Consider the following 21212-nt stretch of genomic DNA (forward strand, 5'->3'; position numbering starts at 1 on the left):
TCCTCGATCCGCACCACCCGGGTCCTGGGCTCACTGCTCGCCGGCGACCTGTTCACGCGCCCAGCGATAATCCGCCTTGCCCGCCGGGCTGCGGCTGATGGCCGGCCGGAACACGACCGCCTTGGGCAGCTTGTACCGGGCCAGTGACCCCGCGGCGTGCTCGACCAGCTCGTCGGCGCCCACCGTGGTTCCCTCGGCGCGCTGCACCACCGCGACGACCTCCTGCCCCCATCGCTCGCTGGGCCGTCCCACGACCAGAACGTCGGCTACGCCGGGATGGGACGCGAGAGCCATCTCGACCTCCTCGGCGAAGACCTTCTCGCCACCGGAGTTGATCGTCACCGCGTCGCGGCCGAGCAGTTCGACGGTGCCGTCGGCGCGGTGCCGCGCCCGGTCACCGGGCAGCACGTACCGGACTCCGTCGATCACCGGGAACGTCGCCGCGGTCTTGGCTTCATCGCCCTTGTAGCCCAGCGGGGTGAACAGCCGCTTGGCCAGCCAGCCCAGGCCGTCGTGGCCGGGTTCGAGCACCGAGGCGAGATCCTCGGCGACCACGCGGGTGTCCAGGCCCGCCGAAAAGGTACCGGTGGAGACGAAACCGGCGGCCGAGACGTGGTGCAACTGGGTCCCGGTCTCCGACGAGCCCACCCCGTCGAGCACGGCCAGTCCCGGCACCGCGTCGATCCACTCCTGTTTGAGGACGGGGTTCAGCACCGCGCCGCCGTTGGCGATCGCGGCCAGCGAGGACACATCGGCGACGCCGGACCGCACCGCGGCCAGCAGCGGCCGCGCCATGGCATCACCGACGACGATGGCGATCGCCACCCGTTCCCGCTCGATCGCGCGCAGCGTCTCGTCCGCGTCGATCCGGTCGACGACCGGGGAGAACACGACCGACTGCCCGGTGGTCATCGCGGTCAGCACCGCCCACTGGGCGGCACCGTGCATCAGCGGCGGCAGCAGCATCAGCTTCACCCCGGGGTTGGCCGCTGCCCTGGCACCGATCTCCTCGTAGGAGCCCACGGTGGCGCCGGTGTTGACGTCGCGGCCACCGCAGGCGGCCATGTAGATGTCGTGCTGGCGCCACAGCACGCCCTTGGGCATGCCGGTGGTGCCACCCGTGTAGAGGACGTAGAGGTCGTCGGGCGAGGGAGTCACCGGCGGCGGCACCGGGCTGGTCTCGGCCAGGACGGTCTCGTAATCGACCGCGCCGTCGAGCAGTTCGTTGCCCGAGTCGTCGGCGATTTGGATCAGCACCCGCAATCGGGGCAGTTCGGCACGGATCTCGGTCACCCGCGGCGCGAAGGCCGCGTGGTAGATCAGTGCCGTGGCCCCGGCATCGGCGAGCAGATGGCCGAGTTCGCTCTTGACGTAGCGGTAGTTGACGTTGAACGGCGCGACCCGGGCGCGGAACGCCCCGACCAGGCTCTCGATGTACTCGTGGCCGTTGTGCGCGTAGATGCCGAGCAGATCCTGCCCGACCTCGTGACCGCGCAGCGCCGAACGCTCGGTGTGACAGCCGAGCCCACGCCGATGCAGATAGGCGGCCAGGCGGATGGAGCGCTCGGCGGTCTGGGCATAGGTGCGGCGGTGTTCGCCCTGGATGACCAGCTCCCGGTCCGGCAGCGCGGCCGCGGCAGCGTCGGCGGCTCCCACCAGGGTGAACTGTGCCGGTTCTGGCCCGGCGGTGGCAGCGGACAACATGACTCCTCGAAAGTCGGCCGTCGGCGACGGCGCGTCGGATAGGGGAAGTGAGTGTGTGGGCGATCAGGCATCAGCGGCGGAGGTCCGCACCGGCAGCCGCCTCGCGACCCGGCGGGCGGTGCGCCACCGGGCGGCTCGCAGGGCCAGGTCGACGATCCGGACCGTCCACTGCCCGAAGGGTGGCGCGGCGATTCCGGTGATCGGGAAGGGCAGATCGGTGCCGGCGACGGTGCGCCGATGGCTGAAGGTGTCGAAGCCGGTTTTGCCGTGATAGGCGCCCATGCCGCTGTGGCCGACGCCGCCGAACGGCGCGTTCTCGGAGAACATGTGGATCGCGAACTCGTTGCGGGCCACCCCGCCGCTGCGGGTTCGGGCGACGAACGCGCGGAAGTCGGCGCGGTCGGGGCCGTACCAGTAGGCCACCAGCGGCGACGGGTGGGCGTTGATGTGGTCGCTGACCTCTCCGAGCGTCGTGTACGGCCGCAGCAGCAGCACCGGACCGAAGACCTCCTCGGTGGCGATGCGCATGTCGTCGGTGACGTCGTGGATCAGCGTCGGCGCGATCTTGCGCCGGTGCGGATCGGGCAGCGATTCCCCTTCCGGCGCCACCGATTCCACCCGGGCGCCGCGAGCCCGGGCATCCTCGATCAGCTCGACGATCCTGGTGTAGTTCGCGTCGTCCACCGAGGAGGTGTAGTCGACGTTGTCGGCGATCGTGGGGAACATGCCCCGCAGTTCGGACCGCAGCGCCTCGGCGAAGCGGGCCATGCCGTCCTCGGGCACGAAGACGTAGTCCGGGCACACACAGACCTGTCCGCCGTTGACCATGCGCGCGCGGGCGATCCGGTTCGCCGCGCGGCGCAGGTCGGCGCCGGGGCCGACCACGACGGGATTCTTGCCGCCGAGTTCCAGGGTCACCGGGACGAGGTTCTCGGCGGCGGCGCGCATCACCTTCCGGCCCACCCCGGTCGACCCGGTGAAGAAGAGGTGGTCGAAGGGAAGCGCGGTGAACGCCGCGCCGACCTCGGGACCGCCGACGACGATCGAGAGCTCGTCGGGATCGAAGTATCGTGCGGCGAGCACGCGGGTGAGTTCGGCCGTGCGCGAGGTGATCTCCGACATCTTGATCATCACCCGGTTGCCCGCCGCGAAGGCCGAGGCGGCGGGAACGACCACCAGTTGCAGCGGGAAGTTCCACGGGCCGACGATGCCGACCACGCCGAGCGGGCTGGGATGGATCTCGGTGCGGATGCCGAAGCCACGCGAGAACGGATTCGGCTTCTCCGGGCGCATCCACCGCGCGACATGGGAGCGGGTGTGCTCGAAAGCGGCGAGCATGCCGAGGATTTCGGCGAACAGGGTGCCGGTGCGCGACCGGGTGCCGAAGTCCCGCGACATCGCCTCGGCGTAGTCGTCGATGTGGTCGAGGACCATGGCCAGCAACCGGTCGATCCGGTCGCGCCGCACCGCGGCCGACGGCTGTCCTTCCCGCAGGAAGGCAGCACGCTGGCGGCCCAGCATCGCCGACAGCTCCGCCGGGTCCGTCGTGGCCGGGCCGGAGTGGACTCCGGCGCCTGCGGTACTGGTGGTCGTGGTGTCCATGGGCGGTGCCTCTCCGGTGCGGCGTCAGATCAGGTCGAACGGGCCGGCGGCGATCGCGGCACCCAGGCCGGCGAGGTCGACACCGAGGTCGGCGGTGGCGCTCAGGCACGCCGCGACGTCCTTGCGCAGGAACGGCCCCGCCAGCTTCCCGAATTCGGCGAAACCGCCGCTCCTGCGGATCGAATCGGCCGCGAAGCTGTTGCCGCTGGCCACAGCCAGCGCGGCGAGGAGCTGACGCTCGTCGACGCCGAGCTCGCGACCGACCCCGGCCGCGACCCCGACCAGCTGGGCATTCGCGGCGAAGAGGGCGTTGTTGATCAGCTTCACCCCCAGCGCGCTGCCGAGCGCTCCGGTGGCCATGACCGTGCTCGAATAGGCGTCCAGCACCGGGCGAACGGCCTCGGCGGCACCGGCTGGACCCCCGAGCAGCACGGTCAGCCGACCGTTCGCGATGTCGTCGGCGGAACCGCTCACCGGGCCGTCGAGCAGAACCGGTCCCGCCGGGTGTCCGGCTGCTAGTTCCTTGACCGTCGAGACCGCGCCGGTGGTGTGCGAGACCACCACCGCGTCGGGCCGGGCGGCCGCCAGCAGACCGGCCGGACCGCCGAGCACCGCGATCAGCTGCGGGTCGGAGTAGAGGCAGGTGATGATCACTTCGGCACGATCGGCGATCGGCGCCGTCGAGTCGACGACCTCCGCGCCGGCGGCCCGCAGCCGCTCGCGCACGTCGTCGCGGCGCGCGTAGACGATGGTCCGATATCCGGCGGCGACCAGCCGAACCACCATCGGTTCGCCCATGCGCCCCGCCCCGACAAACCCGACAACCTTCGACATCTCGTGCCTCCTCATCGGCCGCATCCTCGCGACCGGACGTCAGCGCGAACCTGGCGCGCTGCGTACAGATGCTACTCCAGTAATGCCAACTGTAAACCACCTTCTTGCACCCGGCCCACCCCCACAATAGAGTCTGGACGCAAGCCATACCGTTGCCATTACAATATGGCTGACTAGAGGAGGTTCGGTGACCGGCCGACACACCGACAAGGTCGCTTTCATCACCGGCGCCGCACGTGGACAGGGCCGGGCCCACGCGGTCCGGCTGGCCACCGAGGGCGCCGACATCGTCGCGGTCGATCTCGCGGGCCCGCTGCCCGCGGCCGTCCCCTACGACTCCGCGACGCCTGCCGACCTGGACGAGACCGTGCGTCTGGTCGAAGCGACCGGGCGCAGGATCATCGCCCACCGGGTCGATACCCGTGACCTGGACGGGTTACGCGCGGCCGCCGACGTGGGCGTGGCGGCGTTCGGCCGCCTCGACATCGTCGTGGCCAACGCGGGCATCTGCATCCCCCAGGTCTGGCACGAGATCACCGCCGAGTCGTTCCGCGACGTACTCGACATCAATGTCACCGGCACCTGGAACACGGTGGCCGCCACCGCGGGTCACCTCGTCGACGGTGGTCGTGGCGGCTCGATCATCCTGGTCAGTTCCGCGGCGGGGGTGAAGATGCAGCCGTTCATGGTGCATTACACCGCCAGCAAGCACGCGGTGACCGGGATGGCGCGGGCACTGGCCGCCGAGCTCGGCAAGCACCGGATCCGGGTCAACAGCCTGCATCCCGGCGCGGTCGCCACTCCGATGGGCGGGGGCGACATGGTGGCCGCCCTCGGACGGGCACTGCAGTCCAATCCGCAACTGGCACAGATGGCCACGCCGTTCCTGCCCGATTGGATCGCCCAGCCCGAGGACATCGCCGCGGCGGTGAGCTGGCTGGCCGCCGACGATTCCCGGGCGGTGACCGCCGCGCAGATCGCGGTCGACCTCGGCTCCACGCAGTACTGACACGAAAAGGAATCCACGCCAATGTCACTTCTGGACGGACGCGTCGCAGTCGTCACCGGCGGCGCCCAAGGTATCGGGCTGGCCATCGCCGCAGCGTTCCTGCGCGAAGGGGCCTCGGTCGTCCTCGGTGATCTGAATCCCGGTACCGCCCTGGTGGACCTGGGCACCGACCGGGTCCGCGTCACCCACTGCGATGTCACCAGCGCCGCCGATGTCGAGGCGCTACTGGCCACCGCGGTGACCGAATTCGGGTCGGTGGACGTGATGGTCAACAATGCCGGGATCACCCGGGACGCCTCGATGCGCACCATGCGCGAAGAGGACTTCGACCAGGTGATCGCCGTGCATCTCAAGGGCACCTGGCACGGCACCCGCCACGCCGCGGCGATCATGCGCGAACAGGGCCGGGGCTCGATCGTCAACATCTCCTCGCTCTCGGGCAAAGTCGGGATGGCCGGGCAGACCAACTATTCGGCCGCCAAGGCGGGCATCATCGGCCTCACCAAGGCCGCGGCCAAGGAGACCGCCCGATTCGGCGTGCGGGTCAACGCGATTCAGCCAGGCCTGATCCGCTCCCCCATGACCACGGCCATGCCGGAGAAGGTCTGGGACCAGAAGATGGCGGAGATCCCGATGGCCAGAGCGGGTGAACCCGGAGAGGTCGCGGCGGTCGCGCTATTCCTGGCCTCCGATCTGTCGTCTTACATGACTGGCACCACCCTGGAAGTCACCGGCGGGCGGTTCATGTGACCGGATGGCAGGCGCACACCGTGGTCACCCACGACTACGTCGATCCCGCCCCGGTGGCCGCATTGAATGCCCTCTTCGACTCGGGTGCGGCCGCGGTCGGAGTGGGCGATCCGCTACCGCCGCTGTGGCATTGGGCCGCGCTGGCCCGCTGGCCCGTCTCGTCGGCCATCGGCGCGGACGGGCACCCGGAGCGTGGGTCGTTCCTGCCGCCAGTGGAGCTGCCGCGTCGTATGTTCGCCGGCGGCACGGTGTCGTTCCCCGGCACGGTGCACGTGGGATCCACCGTCCGCCGGGAGGCGCGGGTGGTCGCGGTCGACGCCAAGAACGGCCGCTCCGGTCCGCTCACGGTCGTCGAAGTCGAGATACGGCTGTTCGCCGAGACCGGTGCGCTCGCCGTCGTGGAACACCAGAACCTCGTCTACCGGGGCGCCGGTACCGCCGCGCCGGCGATCGGGACCGACCTGACCTACCAGTGGCCGCGCAACCCCCTGCAGCGCAGCAGCGCATGGGACTGGCAGCTGCACACCGACCCGACCGTCCTGATGCGGTTCAGCGCGGCGACCGCCAATCCGCATCGCATCCACTACGACCTGTCCTACGCGACCGCGGTCGAGGGATATCCCGGCCTGGTCGTGCACGGTCCGCTCATGACCCTGGCCATGGCCGAGACCCTGCGCTGGGAGCAGCCGGGCCGCCGCCCAGCCCGGCTGCGCCACCGCAATATCGCCCCGCTGTTCTGTGGCGATCCCGCCCGGATCCGGCGGCGCGAGACCACCGATGGCGACCTCGCTCTCGCTGTCCATACCGAGCCCACCCCCGGCCAGGCGGTCGAGCACACCCTGCTCACCGCCGATTTCACCGTCGACGGAGACCCAGCCCATGCGTGAAACTGTCATCTGCGAGCCCCTGCGCACCCCGATCGGACGCTACGGCGGCGCGTTCGCCTCGCTCACCGCCACCGAACTGGGCGTGATCGCCCTGAATGGTCTGCTCGACCGCACCGGCATCGACCCGGACATCGTCGACGACGTCGTTCTCGGGCACTGCTATCCGAGCAGCGAGGCACCGGCGATCGGCCGGGTCGTTGCCCTCGACGCGGGCCTGCCGGTGACCGTCGGCGGCATGCAGGTCGACCGGCGCTGCGGCTCGGGTCTGCAAGCCGTCGTCCAGGCGGCGATGCAAGTCGGCAGTGGCGCCTGCGATGTCGTCGTGGCAGGCGGTGTCGAATCCATGACCAACACGCCGTTCTACTCCACGGATATGCGCTGGGGTGGTGCGCGTGGCGGTGTCCGGGTGCACGACGCGCTGGTTCGTGGTCGCGAAACCGCCGGTGGCCGTTTCCATCCCGTTCCCGGCGGCATGCTCGAGACCGCGGAGAACCTCCGGCGCACCTACGCGATCACCCGCGAGGAGCAGGATCGGCTGGCGCTGACCTCGCACCAGCGGGCGATCGAGGCCGCGCGCAGCGGAGTGCTCGCCGCGCAGATCGTCCCGGTGCCGGTGCGCTCCCGAAAGGGCGAGGTGCTCGTCGACACCGACGAACACCCCAGGGCGGACACCACGCTCGAATCCCTGGCCGCACTGAAACCCGTTCGCGTGGAACTGGATCCGGAGTCCACCGTCACCGCCGGCAACTCCAGCGGCCAGAACGACGCCGCGTCGATGTGCCTGGTGACCACCCGGGCCAAGGCCGAGGAATGGGGGCTGACCCCCTTGGTCTCGCTCACCTCGTGGGCTGTGGCCGGGGTACGCCCGGATGTCATGGGCATCGGACCGGTCCCCGCGACCGAGGCGGCGTTGCAGCGGGCCGGACTCACGCTCGCCGACATCGACCTGATCGAGTTGAACGAGGCGTTCGCCGCCCAGGCCCTGGCCGTCATGCGGGAGTGGAAGTTCGGCGACCGTGATGCCGAACGCACCAACGTGCACGGATCCGGGATCTCGCTCGGGCACCCCGTCGGCGCCACCGGTGGCCGGATGCTGGCCACCCTCGCCAGGGAACTGCACCGCCGCGAACAGCGCTACGGTTTGGAAACGATGTGCATCGGCGGCGGGCAGGGCCTGGCCGCGGTGTTCGAGCGGGTGAACTGACCATGACACTGCGCACTTTCACCTCCGTCGACGACCTGGGTGAAGCTCTCGGCGAACCCCTCGGTCCCGGCCCGTGGATCGCCATCGGCCAGGAACGTGTCGACTCGTTCGCCGCGTGCACCGGCGACGACCAGTGGATCCACGTCGACCCCGACCGTGCCGCGAGCGGTCCGTACGGCACCACGATCGCCCACGGCTACCTCACCCTGTCCCTGCTCCCCCGTCTCGGCCGCGATCTCTACGCCATCGGGTTCGGCACCGCACGGATCAACTACGGCAGCAACAAGGTCCGCTTTCCCGCCGCCGTCCGGACCGGCACCCGCGTGCGGGCGGTGGCGACCCCGCTCGCCCTGAGCACCGAGGGTTCGCGGGCCCTGCTCACCGTCGGCTGGTCGGTCGAGAACGAGGACGGGGGCAAACCCGCGCTGGTCGCCGAGACTCTCACCGCGATCATGCTCTGATCCGCACCGCCGGCCGACTCCCTCCATTCCACGAACGGATCCATCGATGAAACTCGCGCACACCCACGGACTCACCGACGTGCAGACCGAAATACTCGCCACCGTCCGGACTTTCGTCGACAAGGAGATCATCCCCACCGCCCAGCAGCTCGAGCACACCGACACCTACCCGCAGGACATCGTCGACCGGATGGCCGAACTCGGCCTGTTCGGCCTCATGATCGACGAAGAGTACGGCGGCCTCGGCGAATCCCTGCTGACCTATGCCCTGTGCGTCGAAGAGCTGGCGCGCGGCTGGATGAGTGTTTCCGGTGTCATCAACACCCATTTCATCGTCGCCTACCTGATCGCCCGGCACGGCACCCCCGAGCAGAAACAACGGTTCCTGCCACGGCTGGCGACCGGGGAGATCCGGGGCGCGTTCTCCATGTCCGAGCCCGAGCTGGGCTCCGATGTCGCCGCCATCCGCACCAAGGCGACCCGCAACGCCGACGGCGGATTCACCCTCGACGGCCGCAAGATGTGGCTCACCAACGGCTCCACCGCCACCCTGGTCGCCACCCTGGTCCGCACCGACGAGGGGCAGCCGCGCGCGCACGACAACCTCACCGCCTTCCTCCTCGAAAAGCCAGCCGGACTGGGCGAAGTCGCACCGGGCCTGACCATTCCGGGCCGGCTCCACAAGATGGGCTACAAGGGCATCGACACCACCGAGATGCTGCTCGACGGCCACACCGTGCCCGCCGAGGCGGTGCTGGGCGGCACCACCGGACATGGGTTCAAGCAGATGATGGACGGCATCGAGGTCGGTCGCGTCAATGTCGCGGCCCGCGCCTGCGGAATCGCCATCCGCGCCTTCGAACTCGGCGCCCGCTACGCCCAGCAGCGCAGCACCTTCGGCAAACCCATCGTCGAGCACCAGGCGATCGAGTTCGCGCTGGCCGAGATGGCGACTAAAGTGGAAGCGGCGCATCTGATGATGGTCAACGCGGCCCGGCTCAAGGACTCCGGCCTGCGTAACGACGTCGCGGCGGGCATGGCCAAGTATCTGGCCAGTGAGTTCTGCAACGAGGTGACGCAGGCCGGGTTCCGGATCCACGGCGGCTACGGCTACTCCACCGAGTACGAGATCGAACGCCTCATGCGCGAGGCGCCGTTCATGCTCATCGGTGAAGGCACCAGCGAGATCCAGAAGCGCATCATCGCCAAGGGCGTGCTGCGCGACTACCGGATCTGAGGACCGATCAGGGGATGGTCACGCGGCTCGCGAGCCATCGGCCGTCGACCAGTTCCATGGTCATCTGCACGCGGCTGCGGTCGATCCGGGGATCGGCCGCGGCCGCGTTGCTCACCGTCTGATCGATGAACAGCAGCACCTCGACCTTCTCCGGCTGCGCGGATTTCACCGCCGCATCGAGCACGGTGCCCTTGCCCGCCGCCTTGTTCTCGACGAGCAGCTGACGCAACTGGCCGCTGGAGCGGGTGTACATGTCCTTGAACTCGCCGGTGGATCCGTCGAGTACCGCGGTGAAGTCGTGGTCCAGATCGGCGGAATCTACACTGGTCAGGGTGACGGCATAGGCGCGGGCCGCGGCGAGGCCCGCCTCGGCCGCGGACTCGGTGTCGCTGTCCTGCTTCAGTTTCCATCCGAAGACCGCCGCGAGCACGACCGCGATGACGGCGACGGCGATCAGCAAGGGGATCCGGATCTTTCGCCAGATCAGCAGGGCGATCATGCGCCGGATCTGCCATTTCGTCGGCAGCACCGCCTCGGGCTGCGCAGCGGCCGTGGAAGATTCGGCGGCCGCGGCACCGGAGTCGGCGGGCTTCTCGGTGCCGGGATCGGAATCGGTGATCTCGTCGGCGGTGGTGTCGGTGTTCTCGGTCTTCACGGGTCCTCGCTTCTACGCAACGTACTGAGGGAGCTGTCTTCACTTGGGGGGTGCGGGTATCTCCTGGCCGGAATCGGCCAGTGGCAACGGAATCGGCAGGGAGAAGGGTCCGGTGGGCGTCACGGTGGCGGTCCGGTCGGCCGGCTCGCCGGGCGGCGGGCCGGGCACCCGTTCGCCCGGCGGGCGCGGTGCGTTGTGCGCGCCGCGGACCAGCAGCGACGGATCGTTGTCGGCGCAATAGGTGTAGAGGTAGGGCTCGACGTAGTTGTTGAGGGACGGCGCCTGGCGGGGCAGATCGTAGGTGCAGGTGCGCCGCGGATACAGGCTCACCAACCCCCAGAAACCGCCGTCGTGGATCACGGTCACCAGCGCGTCCAGCGTGGAGCCGGCGCGCTGGGTCGGGAAGAAGAACTCCTGTAGCGCCGGTACGCGCGTCGTGGTCGTCGACGCGACGGTCGACAGGTTCGCCAGCAACGCCACCACCGCGGTGGAGTTGTCCGCCACCATCGTGTCCAGTGCGGCGAGAGTGCCCGGCGTGGTGTGCAGGAGCTCGGTGTAGCCGCCGGTCTTCGCCTCGACACCGCGCGCCGAGGCGGCCAGGTCGGCGGCGAATCGGTCGAGCGCGACCGATCCCGAGCCCACCGTCGACAGCACCGTCCGGCTGTCGCGAATGAGCGACACCGTCTGCGGCAGCACGGCGTCCAGTGTCGACACCAGGAAGATGCCGCCGTCGAGCACATCGGCCAGTTTCTGCGGACCGCCGGGGCCGGAGCCCAGTTCGTCGAGCACGGCGGTGAGCCGGGCGGGATCGACCTGCGCCAGGGTGCTGTCCAGTGTGCCCAGCATCCGCCACAGCGGTGTCGGCACCGACGTGCGGTCCTGGGTGATCACCGCGCCGTCGTCCAGATACGGCCCGGCCGATCGCCGCGGCCGGAAGTCGAGGAACTGCTCACCGGCGGTCGACAGGCTCGTCACCTCGACAGTGCCGTCGTCGGGCACCCCGACGCCGGCATCGATGCGGGCCAGCGCCACCACCCCGCCGGGAGCGAAGTCGACGGCCGCGACCTCGCCGATCGGCACACCCCGCAGCGTGACGTCCTGCCCGGGGAGCAGTCCACCGGATTCGGTGAGATGCACCCGCACCGTGATCGTCGCCGCGGTCGGATCGACGCCGAGGGCACCGAAGACCAGATACGTGGAACCGACCACAGCGGTCGTGGCGAGTGCGATCGCCGACACCGCGTGCCGGTACCGCTTCCCCCCACGGACCAGGCCGACCAGCAGGCGCGCGGGCAGGTCCGCGGCGGCGACCACCGCGCGAGGCCGGCTCACCGGCCGGGTCCAAGCACGCGTTCGCGCAGCCGCAGCAGCGTGTAGGTCAGGGAACCGACCATCGCCTGCCAGTCGCTCGCGTCGGGGATCCGGGTGCTGGGATCGGCCTCGTGCCCGGGATCGGCCAGCGCGCCGATCGCGAAGTCCTGCAGGTCCACGTTTCCGTGGGCGGAGGTGCCGCTGCTCAGTTTGATGATCGAAGGCAGCAGCTTGTTCATCGCGACCAGGCTGGTCGACGGGTCGAGGATGGCGTCGTTGAGGCCCGCGGAGATCCGGTCGAGATTGCCGATGAGGCCGCCGATCTCGCCGCCGCGCAGCACCGGGAACTTCGCCAGTTCGGCGGTGACACCGTCGATCCGGCGGACCATATCGAGCATCTGGGGCGCGTTGGCGTCGACGACGGTCGAGGCCGGGCCCGCCGCGGCGACGAAGTCATCGATCACCTGGCGATCCCTGGCGAGTTCGCCCACCAGCCGGTCGGTTTCGGTGAGGGCGCGGCGGATGTCGTCGGATCTGGCCGACAGCGCGGTCACCAGGTCCCGCGAGTGCTCGATCAGGTCGCCGAGCCGGTCACCGCGATCGCCCACGGCCCGGCCGAACCCGTTGACCACGGTGGTCATATTGCGGATCGCGCCGCCGTTGACCAGCAGGGACGCCGTCGTGAGCAGTTCCTCGACGGTCGCCGCCGCCGAGGTCTGCCCGACGTCGATGGTGTCGCCGTCCCGCATGGTCGCGGTCGCGAGCCCGGAATCGGCCGGGGTGTCCAGGGCCACATAGACATCGCCGAGCGGTGTCGCGGTGCGCAACTGGGCGCGGGTGCCGACCGGCAACGCGACATCGGCCCGGATGGTCAGGTGCACCACGGCCCGGTAGTCGGCGACCGTCATCTCGCGCACCTCGCCGACATCGGCACCGGCCAGCCGCACCTTGGCCTTGTCGGGCAGATTCAGCGCATTGGTGAAACTCGCGGTGATCGTGTAACCCGGCGCCCCGGATCCGCGCGCGGACAGCGGCAGATCACCCAGTCCCACACCGCATCCGGTGGTCAGCACGAGCACCGCAGCGGCACAGGCAGTGGTCCCGAGAACGGATCTTCTACTCATCGCGGCAACCTGCTCATCGCTTCCAGCATGTCGGTGACCCCGAAGTCGGGGCCGAAGTCCTGCAATGTCCCTGTGCTGCAGCCCAGTTGGCGAAGGCCGAGGATGTTGCAGACTTCCTTGACCATCTGCCCGTCGAACACCACGCTGTCGGTCAGCGCATGGATGCGCGCGCCGCCGGTCTGCTGATCGACCGTGTTGTAGCCGTTGGCCATCAGCATCGGGGTGACGTCGAGGAACTCCGCGAGCTGATCGCGGTAGTCGGCCAGGGCTTTGACGACAGTCGCCGAATCGGTGACCGCCGAGTTCAGCGCCGCCCGGTTGTCGACGAGCAGCTCGTCGGCCTGGCGCATGACCGCGACGACCTGAGCCCCGGTGGTGCCTGCCCCGATGTCGAGCTGGGCCAGCATGTCACCGAGTTGCACCGACGCCGCGCCGAATTCGCGGATGGTCTGGTCACCGCGGGACGCGGCCGCGACCAGGGCCGCCAGCTCGTTCACGATCTGGGTCACCGCGTCGCGGGTCTGCGCGCCCGCGTCGTCGCCGAGGCGCAAGGCACGCGACAGCTCGTCCATGGTGGCCCGCAACTGATCTCCGTTGCCCGCGGTCGCCGAGGACGCGACCGCGAGCAGCCGGGCGATCGGGCCGTCTCCCGGCTGGGCACCGGAAAGTCCGCCGGACATCCGGTCGGCCATCGAGAGCAGCCGGTCGATGCCGACCGGTGTCCTGGTGTGGTCCGGTGCGAGCACGGCGCCGTCACGCAGGACCGGTCCGCCGCGGTAGACCGGAGTGAACTCCACGTGCCGGTCGGTCAGCACCGAGGTGGACACGGTCACCGCGGTCGCGTCGGCCGGGATCGGGGTCGCGCCGTCGACCCGCATGCGCACCTCGACGTAGGCTCCGGCGGGCGTGATCGCGGTGACCTCGCCGATCGGCATCCCCAGCACGGCGACCGCGTTGCCGACATACAGACCCGCGGCGTCGTCGAATCGCGCCACCACGGTGATGTCGCCAGGCTCGGTGCGCAGCGGGCCGCCCGCGCACCCGGCAAGGACGCAGATCGCGAACAGCGCGAGCGCCCGCAGCACGGTGGTCGGCGACATCATCGGCACTCCCCGAAGTATTTCGGCAGACTCTGCTGCGCGGCCTGTCCGCTCAGCGCGCACATCCAGGAGTCGACGAGCACGCCGGCGGGGGCGTTGAAGTCGACCGAGTTCCCGTTTCCCGCCGCGTTGGCGAGGTTGCGCACCGACACCGGCAGGATCTCGAGGGTGTTGCGCAGCAGATCGTCGTGCCGGGCGAGGGAACCGAGCAGTCCGTTCAGCCCGGCGATCAACTCGTCGACGCGGGGCCGGTCGTCGACGACGATCGCGCGCACTTGTTCGACCAGCCGGGTCGTCGCCGTCATCAGCAGTTCGATCACCTGCCTGCGCGCGGCGATGTCGGTCAGCAGGTCCCGGCCCGAGGTCGCGATCGCCGTGAGGTCGGACTGCTGCGCGGTCACCGTCGCGGTGAGGTTGCGCACCCCGGCCAGCAGCGAACCGAGCTCGCCGCGCCGGCTCGCGAGAATGCCCGCCAGGGTCCGGATGTCGCCGAGCACCCCCGGCAGCATGGCCGGGACGCCGTCGAGCTGGGTGGCCAGCAGTTCCAGCGACCGGCCGACCTGCTCGGCGTCGATCTGTTCGAAAGTGGTGGTGGCGTTCTCCAGCGATTGCTGCAGATCGTAGGGAACAGCGGTGCGCGACAGCCCTATTCGGCGATCGGGCAGCTCGCCGGGACCGGCGGGGCGCAATTCGACGTAGCGGGCGCCGAGCAGGGTGGTCAGCTTGATCGCGGCGGAGGTCTCGGTGCCCAGGGTGACCTGGTCGTCGACACGCATCCGGACCACGACCCGGTCGCCTGCCAGGCGCTGGCCGGTGACCTCGCCGACCGGAACTCCGGCCACGGTGACGCCGTCACCGACGCGCAGGCCGGCCGCCTGGGCGAATTCGGCTTCGTAGCCGCGTTCACCGACGCCGACGGCGGATACCCCCAGCGCGGCCAGGAGCACCCCGGCGAGCACGGTCAGCGCGATGACCCCGAGCACCCGGGGACGTTGTTCTTCGAGTGGGCGGCCGACCGCGACGAGGCGGAGCCCGGGTGGGATCGTCATGAGTGGTTCACCTACACATCGGCGATTGCTGGACGGTGCCGGACGGGGTCGCGTAGCGGACGATCGCGGGCACGAGATCCGACAGCGCGGGGACAGCGGTGAAGCCGAGATTGCACAGGTAGACATTCATATTCGCGCCCTCCTGACTCACCCGGGCGATTCCCTTCAACAGCACCGGGAGGTTGAAGCCCAGATAGGCGAACTGGTCCTTGTTCTGCTCGAAGTGCCGGGTGAAGCCCGGCTCCCGGGTCAGCAGCCGTTCCAGGGCGGGCCGGTCCTGTTCGACGACGGTCGCCATCCGGTCGGCGACCCCGGACGCCTCGGTCAGGGTTGTCATCAGCTCGTCGCGGTGGCGGGCCAGCCCGTCGACGATGGCGCGGGTCCGGCTCAGCAGGGTGCCGAATTCCGCGCGGCGGGTGTCGAGGTGGGCCACGACCTGGTCGAGGTTGACGATCACCGAGCCCAGTACGTGATCGGGACCCGCGAGTGACTGGGCGAGCGTGGACATCTGGGCGATGAGCGTGGTCAACGATCCCGCGTCGCCCTGCAGGGCCCGCACCAGCGCGGCGGTGACGTTGTCCACCTGCTGTGGGTCCAGACCGCTGAACAACGGCTCGAATCCGTTGAGCAGGCCGGACAGGTCGAACGAGGGTTCGGTGCGCTCCACCGGAATCTGCGCGCCGCCGGACAATTCGGCGGCGGACCCGGTCGCCGGGCGGGACAGGCCGAGATAGCGCTGCCCGATCACGTTCTGGTAGGTGATCGCGGCGGTGGTGTCGGCGTACAGGTGCTGCTCGACCGCGACCCGGAAGCGCACCCGGGCCGCCGTGCCGTCGAGTTCGACGGCGTCGACCCGGCCCACCCGCACGCCCGCCATGCGGACGTCGTCACCGGAACGCAGGCCGGTGGCATCGGTGAAGATCGCCGAGTACGACCTGGTCGTGCCGTCGACGCCGCGGTGCAGCGTCACGAATGTCATCCAGATGAGCGCGAACGCGACGACGAGAAACATGCCGAGTCCGACGACCGAGCGACGGGACTTCATCGCGGGACACCTCCTGTTCCGGGGATTCCGGTGGTGAGCAGTTGGGCGAGAACCTGTTCGGCGGCATTGGCGTCACCGCCGAGCACGCGGCCGATCAGGTCCTGCAGTTCCGGGGCCAGCACCGGTTTCGGTAGGGAACGCGGGTCCAGCGAGGCGGGTAGTGGTTGCGCGGTGGCCGATTCCGGTGCGGTCGAGCAGCTGGGTCCGGCCAGGTCGCCGTAGCGCGGGCAGTCGGCACGGGTGTATGGCGTGTCGGCGCTGAGCCGGATCTGGAACTTTCCGGTCCCGGTCTGGGTCCGCTCGTTCCAGAACTCGGCGAACCACACATCGGACAGCTTCTTGATCCGTCCCGCGATCGGGCCGAAATGGGAACTGCCGGCGGCGAAGACGTCCAGGACCGGCGTCAGCTGATCGGTCGCGGTGACCATCTCGTCGACGTGTGCGCCGAGCCCGCCGCCCACCGTCGACAAGGTCGCGGCACCCGCGGTGAGGACATCGCGCAGCGCGGCGTCCTGGGCCGCCACCGTCCGCATCGGGATCACCGAATGATGCAGCGCGTCCAGCAGATCGGGGGCGGCGGCGGCCAGGCCCTGCACCGAATCGGTGAGCGCTGCGATCGTCGACGGCTCCCCCGGCGGTGCGATCTGCGCGGACAGCTCGGCAGTGATCCGTTCGAGCTGAGCGCCCGCCGCGACCAGGTCGCCACCGCGCCGGTCGGTGGCCTTGGCCACCGCCGCCAGCACGCCGACGGTGTCACTGGTACCGATCCGGGCGGAGGCGGCGACGACGGCGCGCAGTTTGGTCAGCGCCGTCTGCAATTGCACGGTCGACAGGCTTTCGTCCTGCTCGATCGCGTCACCGGCCCGCAGCGGCCTGCCCGGCCCGTTGTCGACCAGCTGGACCGAGGAGACCGCGAAGACGTTGCCCGGAACCACGCGCGCGGTGACCGTACTCGGGACATCGTCGATCCGCGCGGGATCGAGTTCCAGCAGCGCCCGGCTGGGCCGCCCCTCGGATCCGGGTGACACCTGGGCGACGGTCCCGATGAGGACGCCGCGAAACTTGACGTCGGATCGCGGTGGCAGGCCGTCGCCGACATGCTGGAGCAACGCGACGACTTCGGTCTTCTCGTCGAACGTTCCCGACGATTTCAGCACGACCACGGTGACCCCGCCCGCCACGAGGGCAGCGAGCACGACGCCCCGGACCAACAGCCAGAACAGGGAGGGTCCACGCCCGTCCTTGTCGAACATCACCGGTAGCTCACCCTCCCAGCCGGGCGCTGGTGCCGATACCCCACAGGGCCACGGTCAGCAGCAGATTGACGACGATCATCACCGAGATCGCGGCGCGCATGGCCCGGCCTGCTGCGATGCCGACGCCCTGCGGGCCGCCGGCGGCGTAGTAGCCGTAGTAGCACTGGATCGTGGTGGTCAGCAGGACGAACACGATGGCCTTGCCCAGCGAATAGACGATGTCGGGTCCACTGAGCACGAGCTGGAAGTAGTGGTGGTAGGTGCCGAGCGACAGCCCGCCCGCCGCGCCGACCACGAATTCGACCGCCAGGTAGTTCATCGCCAGACAGACCAGATACAGCGGCACGATCGCCACGACCGAGGCCAGCAGTTTGGTGCTCACCAGGTAGGGAATCGACCGGATGGCCATGGACTCCATCGCATCGATCTCCTCGGAGATCCCCATCGCCCCCAGCTGCGCGGTGAACCGGCACCCGGCCTGCGCGGCGAAGGCCAGTGAGGCCATGATCGGGGCCAGTTCCCTGGTCGACGCGGTCGAGGCGACCAGCCCGATCGCCGGTTCCATACCCAGCAGGTGCAAGGCGTTGTATCCCTCGAGCCCCACGATCGCGCCACCCGCGGCGCCGAGCACGATGATGACGCCCGCGGTGCCGCCGCCGACGACGATCGAGCCGTTCCCCCAGGCGATATCCGACAGGGTCCGAAGGAATTCCGCGCGATAGTTGCGCAGCATCACCGGAATGGCGAGCACGGCCCGGACGAAGAAGGTGAGCATGTGGCCGAGCCGCATGAACACGATGCCGATTTCCTTCAGGAGCACGGCCGCCATCCGTATTCCGGGCGGGTAGTAGGTCGAAGCCATTACAACCCCTGCCGTGGAAACAACATCATGAATATCTGTGTGAACAGAACATTCACGATCATCAGCAGCAGGATCGACGAAACCACCGTGGAATTCACCGAATTCGCCACGCCCGCCGATCCGCCCTCGGTCGTGAGTCCCTTGTGACAGGCGACGATCGCGACGATCGCGCCGTACACCACCGCTTTGATCAATGTCAGGACGAGGTCGCCGACGGTCGCAAAGGACGCGAAGGTGGCCACGAAACTGCCCGGCGCGCCGTCCTGCGCGAAGACATTGAAGACATAGCCGGCCACGAAACCGACGAAGCAGACCACGCCCGTGAGTGAGACGCCGATGAGGACGGCGGCGGCGAACCGCGGCACGACCATGCGCCGGATGACCGAGACACCCATGATCTCCATGGCGTCGAGTTCCTCGCGGATCTTGCGCGAGCCGAGGTCCGCGCAGATCGCGGAACCGACCGCCGCCGCCATCAGCAGCGCGGCCACCATCGGCGCGCCTTGACGGATGACGGCCAAGCCGCTGGCAGCGCCTGCCAACGAGGTCGCACCCACCTGACCTGCCAGCAATCCGAACTGGATGGACAGGGTGACGCCGATGGGCAGGGCGACGAAGATGGTCGGCAGCACCGCGGCCGACGCCATGAACGCCGCCTGATCCACGGCTTCGCGGACCGCGAACCGGCCGGTGAGGATATCGGTGATCAGGAACTGCACGGTGCGCACCCCGAGGACGAATTGCCCACCGACGGTGCCGAGTGCGACGCCGGGGTGCCGGTCGAGGTATCCCCGGAACCAGGAGCCGACGGCCCGGCTGGCCGGCATCATCGGCGCGGCGGGTTCGGCGGTTCGCTGTTCCGGATTCCGGTTCGCCGCCTGCTCGGATTCACCGGTCATCGGCTCGCCCGTCCGTCACCGGGTAAGGCTGCTCAGTGTTTCCGTATCGCCTTCGCCCGGAATCACCGAGTGCGCCGACAGAATTGGAGTTTTTCGACATCCGGCATTCCTGACGAATCGTGGGGACACGCCGAATCACCCAGGAAAAGTGAGTAATTCGATCAGCAGGTCGGCCGCCGTCGGTCAACGTCGGCCCATCGATGTGTACTTCGGCACGGCCACTGGCGCGCCGACGATCTCCGCTGCGCGTCCAGCCGGGCCGCACCAGGATCTACAAGACGATACTGTATCACTTACAGTTGGATCTACAACAGCATTTCAGACGAAGTCCGAACCGCCGTCGACATTGATGTTGGCGCCGGTCATGTAGGAGTTGCGCCGGGAGGCGAGAAACGCGACAACCGGACCGATCTCGTCGGGCAGGCCTGCCCGCGGCAGTTGCGCGGGGTGCCCGTAGTGCTCACCGATGGCCGCCATCAGCCGATAGGGGTCCGCACTCTCGATGCCGACCGAACGAGCCCAGCCGAGCAGGGCCGGTGTCACGAAGGTGCCGGGCGAGACGACATTGACCAGGATCTCCTCCGGCGCGAGCAGCAGCGACAGATTCTTCGACACACTGGTGACCATGGCCTTGGCGGCGGTGTAGGCCGCCAGCGATACGGATTGACGCTGGGTCGAGTGCGCGGAGAAGTTCACGATCCTCGCCCACGACGCCCGGCGCAGCAGCGGTAGCGCCGCGTTGACACAGTGCACCACGGGCATGACTCCGTGATCGAGGGCTTCGTGCCATTGCTCGCCGGTCAACTCTTCCACGGTGCCACGCACATCGGGCCCGACCGTGTTGATCAGCGCGTTGAGCTCGCCGCCCCAGCGCTCACCCAGTTGCCCGAACACCGCCGCCACCTGCTCGACATCGCGTACGTCGGCGACGAGACCGACCGCGTCCGCACTCCCCGAGCGGACGAGCTCGGCGGCGGCCGCCTCGACATCGGCGGCGGAGCGTCCGACCACCGCGACCCGCGCGCCCTCCTGCGCCAGACATCGCGCGATCGCCAGCCCCATACCCCGGCTACCGCCGACCACGACCGTGGCCGCGTCGCGCAACCCCAGATCCATACCGCACCCGCTTCGCATCAAGGAGATCCCCGGGGCGCGACCTCGATATCGTGGCCGACAGACAGGCTCACCGGCCTCCTATTCGCCGTTACTGTAAATCATCCAGTAAGGATCGTGAAGAGTTCTCCGGCATTTGCCCGGCGACGGCCGCACGCTGCGGGGATACACCCCGGGACACCGACACCCTGATTCCTGACGGGCCGCACTCGCCGGCACCCTTCGACACTCGAGATACCGCTGGCCACAGCGGTTTACGTACGAGTTCGTTGACATTTTTCACTGACATCTGTCAACATCAGCACACCGCTCCACACGTTGACAGCGGTCGAGGGCAAGGGTTAGAACCCAGCCATGAGTACAACCCCGGAGCAGCACCAGGGCCGACAGGCCCGGCGGCTGCACACACGGCAGCGGGTGTTCGACGCGGCCATCGCCGAACTGAAGCAGACCGGCGTGGCCGAAGCCGACATCAACGCCATCGCCGAGTCCGCCGGTGTCGCACGCGGCACCTTCTACTTCCACTTCCCCACCAAGGAGCATGTGCTGCTCGAACTCGAGCAGCGAGAAGAGTTCCGCATCGCCCGTGCGCTGGAACGATTCCGGCGCCGATCCCCCGATCTGCGCGACACCTTCGTCAGGACCGTCCGGCTGGTCACCGAGCTGGAGCGACAGCTGGGCAGCCTGCTGTTCAGAGATCTTCTCGCCATGCACTTCTCGCCGACGCGGCCGGTCGACGAGAGCTGGCGTGAGCATCCGCTGATCATCGTGCTGACCGAGGAGATCACCCGCGCCGGAGAGCGGGGCGAGGTACAGAACGCCGTCGAACCGCACCACAGCGCGATGTTCTTCCTGCTCGGTCTCTACGGCCTGCTGACCTCGACCACCGGCACGAAAGCCCTGCGGCAGTCCGTACTCGACAGCTACCTCACCACCACACTGCGCAGCCTGGAGCCCCGATGAGGACGCCACGGCCGCACCGACCGACAGAGAGAGCCCAGCATGCTGCTCGACATCGTCCGACTGATCCTGACCTGGGGAGCGATGCTGCTGATCATCGCCTTCTGGTACTGGGTCATGAACAACATCGGCACCTTCTGACGAAGCGCC

At 69.0% G+C, this 21212-nt stretch carries 20 protein-coding genes; 7 read left to right on the top strand and 13 right to left on the bottom strand.

What is annotated here, in order from left to right; translation table 11 throughout:
- Positions 1-30: 30 nt before the first annotated feature.
- The 3 genes from ACFWF2_RS24970 to ACFWF2_RS24980 all read right to left on the bottom strand — a co-directional run bounded on the left by ACFWF2_RS24970 (position 31) and on the right by ACFWF2_RS24980 (position 4140).
- Positions 31-1704 carry an acyl-CoA synthetase gene (locus ACFWF2_RS24970; protein ID WP_379309873.1) on the bottom strand — a complete coding sequence of 558 codons (1674 nt, stop codon included), beginning with the start codon at positions 1702-1704 and terminating at the stop codon, positions 31-33.
- A 63-nt stretch (positions 1705-1767) separates the two neighbouring features.
- Entirely contained in the window at positions 1768-3306 is a 1539-nt protein-coding gene (locus tag ACFWF2_RS24975; RefSeq protein WP_379309874.1) for a coniferyl aldehyde dehydrogenase, read from the bottom strand.
- 24 nt (positions 3307-3330) lie between these two features.
- Positions 3331-4140 carry an NAD(P)-dependent oxidoreductase gene (locus tag ACFWF2_RS24980; protein WP_379309875.1) on the bottom strand — a complete coding sequence of 270 codons (810 nt, stop codon included), beginning with the start codon at positions 4138-4140 and terminating at the stop codon, positions 3331-3333.
- A gap of 187 nt (positions 4141-4327) precedes the next feature.
- Here ACFWF2_RS24980 and ACFWF2_RS24985 point away from each other — a divergent pair, with 187 nt between their 5' ends.
- Genes ACFWF2_RS24985 through ACFWF2_RS25010 form a run of 6 tightly spaced genes read left to right on the top strand, consistent with a single transcriptional unit; the run spans position 4328 to position 9688 of the window.
- Positions 4328-5149: a mycofactocin-coupled SDR family oxidoreductase gene (locus tag ACFWF2_RS24985; RefSeq protein WP_379309876.1), complete on the top strand. Its 822-nt coding sequence runs from the start codon at positions 4328-4330 to the stop codon at positions 5147-5149.
- A gap of 21 nt (positions 5150-5170) precedes the next feature.
- Entirely contained in the window at positions 5171-5899 is a 729-nt protein-coding gene (gene fabG, locus ACFWF2_RS24990) for a 3-oxoacyl-ACP reductase FabG (RefSeq protein ID WP_379309877.1), read from the top strand.
- The gene (locus tag ACFWF2_RS24995; protein ID WP_379309878.1) at positions 5896-6786 is read left to right on the top strand and encodes a hypothetical protein; all 891 of its coding nucleotides are present in this window, start codon (positions 5896-5898) and stop codon (positions 6784-6786) included. Before fabG ends, ACFWF2_RS24995 begins: the two co-directional genes overlap by 4 nt.
- Entirely contained in the window at positions 6779-7990 is a 1212-nt protein-coding gene (locus tag ACFWF2_RS25000; RefSeq protein ID WP_379309879.1) for an acetyl-CoA C-acetyltransferase, read from the top strand. Before ACFWF2_RS24995 ends, ACFWF2_RS25000 begins: the two co-directional genes overlap by 8 nt.
- A gap of 8 nt (positions 7991-7998) precedes the next feature.
- On the top strand, positions 7999-8451 hold the full coding sequence (locus ACFWF2_RS25005) for a MaoC family dehydratase (protein WP_379309900.1): 453 nt from the start codon (positions 7999-8001) through the stop codon (positions 8449-8451).
- A 46-nt stretch (positions 8452-8497) separates the two neighbouring features.
- Positions 8498-9688 (top strand): acyl-CoA dehydrogenase family protein, encoded by a 1191-nt coding sequence (locus tag ACFWF2_RS25010; RefSeq protein ID WP_379309880.1) that lies wholly within the window; start codon positions 8498-8500, stop codon positions 9686-9688.
- A gap of 7 nt (positions 9689-9695) precedes the next feature.
- Here ACFWF2_RS25010 and ACFWF2_RS25015 read toward each other — a convergent pair whose 3' ends face one another.
- From ACFWF2_RS25015 to ACFWF2_RS25060, 10 genes are all read right to left on the bottom strand, one after another.
- Positions 9696-10343 (bottom strand): hypothetical protein, encoded by a 648-nt coding sequence (locus tag ACFWF2_RS25015; protein ID WP_379309881.1) that lies wholly within the window; start codon positions 10341-10343, stop codon positions 9696-9698.
- A 39-nt stretch (positions 10344-10382) separates the two neighbouring features.
- Positions 10383-11675: an MlaD family protein gene (locus tag ACFWF2_RS25020; RefSeq protein ID WP_379309882.1), complete on the bottom strand. Its 1293-nt coding sequence runs from the start codon at positions 11673-11675 to the stop codon at positions 10383-10385.
- Positions 11672-12778 carry an MlaD family protein gene (locus ACFWF2_RS25025; protein ID WP_379309883.1) on the bottom strand — a complete coding sequence of 369 codons (1107 nt, stop codon included), beginning with the start codon at positions 12776-12778 and terminating at the stop codon, positions 11672-11674. The genes ACFWF2_RS25020 and ACFWF2_RS25025 overlap by 4 nt, the downstream gene beginning before the upstream one ends.
- On the bottom strand, positions 12775-13881 hold the full coding sequence (locus tag ACFWF2_RS25030) for an MCE family protein (RefSeq protein ID WP_379309884.1): 1107 nt from the start codon (positions 13879-13881) through the stop codon (positions 12775-12777). The genes ACFWF2_RS25025 and ACFWF2_RS25030 overlap by 4 nt, the downstream gene beginning before the upstream one ends.
- Entirely contained in the window at positions 13878-14927 is a 1050-nt protein-coding gene (locus ACFWF2_RS25035) for an MCE family protein (RefSeq protein ID WP_379309885.1), read from the bottom strand. Before ACFWF2_RS25035 ends, ACFWF2_RS25030 begins: the two co-directional genes overlap by 4 nt.
- A 7-nt stretch (positions 14928-14934) precedes the next feature.
- Positions 14935-15972, bottom strand: a complete 1038-nt coding sequence (locus ACFWF2_RS25040) for an MlaD family protein (RefSeq protein ID WP_379309886.1) — start codon at positions 15970-15972, stop codon at positions 14935-14937.
- Positions 15969-17225 carry an MlaD family protein gene (locus ACFWF2_RS25045; protein WP_379309901.1) on the bottom strand — a complete coding sequence of 419 codons (1257 nt, stop codon included), beginning with the start codon at positions 17223-17225 and terminating at the stop codon, positions 15969-15971. Before ACFWF2_RS25045 ends, ACFWF2_RS25040 begins: the two co-directional genes overlap by 4 nt.
- 10 nt (positions 17226-17235) lie before the next feature.
- A complete protein-coding gene (locus tag ACFWF2_RS25050; RefSeq protein WP_378826369.1) occupies positions 17236-18090 on the bottom strand; it encodes an ABC transporter permease in 855 nt (284 codons plus the stop codon).
- Positions 18090-18989 carry an MlaE family ABC transporter permease gene (locus tag ACFWF2_RS25055; RefSeq protein WP_379309887.1) on the bottom strand — a complete coding sequence of 300 codons (900 nt, stop codon included), beginning with the start codon at positions 18987-18989 and terminating at the stop codon, positions 18090-18092. The genes ACFWF2_RS25050 and ACFWF2_RS25055 overlap by 1 nt, the downstream gene beginning before the upstream one ends.
- A gap of 318 nt (positions 18990-19307) precedes the next feature.
- The gene (locus tag ACFWF2_RS25060; RefSeq protein ID WP_379309888.1) at positions 19308-20105 is read right to left on the bottom strand and encodes an SDR family NAD(P)-dependent oxidoreductase; all 798 of its coding nucleotides are present in this window, start codon (positions 20103-20105) and stop codon (positions 19308-19310) included.
- A gap of 351 nt (positions 20106-20456) precedes the next feature.
- Here ACFWF2_RS25060 and ACFWF2_RS25065 point away from each other — a divergent pair, with 351 nt between their 5' ends.
- Positions 20457-21065: a TetR family transcriptional regulator gene (locus ACFWF2_RS25065; protein WP_379309889.1), complete on the top strand. Its 609-nt coding sequence runs from the start codon at positions 20457-20459 to the stop codon at positions 21063-21065.
- Positions 21066-21212 lie beyond the last annotated feature (147 nt).

Source organism: Nocardia sp. NPDC060259, assembly GCF_042728775.1.
Classification (GTDB): domain Bacteria; phylum Actinomycetota; class Actinomycetes; order Mycobacteriales; family Mycobacteriaceae; genus Nocardia.